The 1,454-nt window shown below is 48.6% G+C and carries 3 protein-coding genes; all 3 read right to left on the bottom strand.

Going from position 1 to position 1,454, the window contains the following annotated elements; genetic code table 11:
• Positions 1-487, bottom strand: a 487-nt coding sequence (locus ALO_RS14705) for a hemagglutinin repeat-containing protein (protein ID WP_004097259.1), incomplete at its 3' end; no start/stop codon positions are given.
• Between the two features lie 258 nt (positions 488-745).
• Positions 746-1,054, bottom strand: coding sequence for an immunity protein TriTu family protein (locus ALO_RS14700; protein ID WP_004097257.1), 309 nt, complete (start codon positions 1,052-1,054; stop codon positions 746-748).
• Entirely contained in the window at positions 1,055-1,420 is a 366-nt protein-coding gene (locus ALO_RS14695) for a hemagglutinin repeat-containing protein (protein ID WP_004097255.1), read from the bottom strand.
• Positions 1,421-1,454 lie beyond the last annotated feature (34 nt).

Here is a 1,454-nt window from a genome sequence, read left to right as displayed (position 1 = left end):
TGCTACCGGCTGCAATAGCCGATTGTGTTGTGCTGGCAGCCTCACCGTTGACTGGCATATCCGGAGTAAGGCCGCTAGTCAGTTTGCCATCCTTGAAATCTAGGCTAACCCCCGAATTACTTGCCTTGTACTCGGCCTTGTTCTCAATATCCGACCCTGTCAGACTCCCTGTATCCAGCTTATTCTGATCCGGTGTTGCTTCGCTGTCCAGGACAGAACCTACAAGATCGGTATTACCTTCCACCCTGATATCAAATCCGCCGCTGCCGGCCAAGAGCCCGGTCTGCTGGTTGACGCTCCTGTAGTCTGAGTCGATCTGACTCCGATTCTTTCCTGCATTCCCCGTCACACCGGCCCCCATACCCATACTGCCACTAGTCGATTGATTCTTCTCCGTATAGGTCTCCCGGTCCTGCTGGCTCTTCAGATTTAAATCCCCGCCTACCTCAACCTTAACGGTATCTCCCTTGGCTTGCCCCCCTGTCATGTTGAAGTCCTTGCCGGATTTGACGATCAGCTTCTTCTCCGCTGCCGCGCTTTTCGGGGTATGATATCACCTCTACTTTTGAGGATATCATTTTACCCGCTACTCGTCAAGAGAACCGTCCCCGCGAGTCTCCTACGTTCCCGTGTTCATTCGTTTTCGTCTAAACAAACAACGGAGCAACGAACTTATTTGTCCGTTGCCCTGATGTTTGGCGTTTTCGTCCCCCACACTTCCTCCTGTTTTGGAGTCCAAAGTCACTTAACCAATCCTTTTTCCTGTCACCATGATCTTAAAGAATTGTTTTAAAAGAGCATCAAAATCGGGAGATCCAACAAGTTGATGATGCTCAAACAATAATCTGTTTTCACTAGCAAAATGCAATATTTCTGCATCCATCAATCCAGATTGCCACACACTCACTCGGCCAAGACAACAATAAGAAGAATAATCAACTGTAACACTTGGATTTGTATTATTAGCAACAACATTTATTTTCTCTGTACTTATTATTGAATCCTCTAATTGTCTCTTCCTTTCATTCACCCATTTTAGAAAGCTGCTGTGCATCTATTTACTCCCTTTCACTTCGATGTTCGTTGCAGAGGGCATTTCGGGCGTCGGATCGCCTTTTCTAGCTGTTAACTGCCAGATTGACGGGGATCGGTCGAAGTGTGTCCTGCATTCCCCGTCCGCCCCAATACCCATATTGCCACTAGTTGACTCATTCTTCTCCGTATAAGTCTCCCGGTCCTGCTGGCTCTTTAGATTTAAATCCACACCTACCTCAACCTTAACGGTTTCTCCCTTAGCTTGTCCCCCTGTCATGTTGAAGTCCTTGCCGGATTTGACGGTCAGCTTCTTCCCAGCCGTAATCCGGGTTTCACTGTAGTTGCCCCGGTGCTCTTCCGTATTGCCCTTGCCGCGCTGCCCCATACATTCACGCCTCCACTACTCGCCAAGAGACTGT

It is taken from the genome of Acetonema longum DSM 6540 (assembly GCF_000219125.1).
GTDB classification, from domain to species: Bacteria; Bacillota; Negativicutes; order Sporomusales; family Acetonemataceae; genus Acetonema; species Acetonema longum.
This window is presented reverse-complemented; position numbering and strand designations above follow the sequence as displayed.

Coding starts and splice junctions, on each gene's coding strand:
- ALO_RS14700 (WP_004097257.1), bottom strand. CDS start 1,054: ATGCACAGCAGCTTTCTAAAATGGGTGAATGAAAGGAAGAGACAATTA.
- ALO_RS14695 (WP_004097255.1), bottom strand. CDS start 1,420: ATGGGGCAGCGCGGCAAGGGCAATACGGAAGAGCACCGGGGCAACTAC.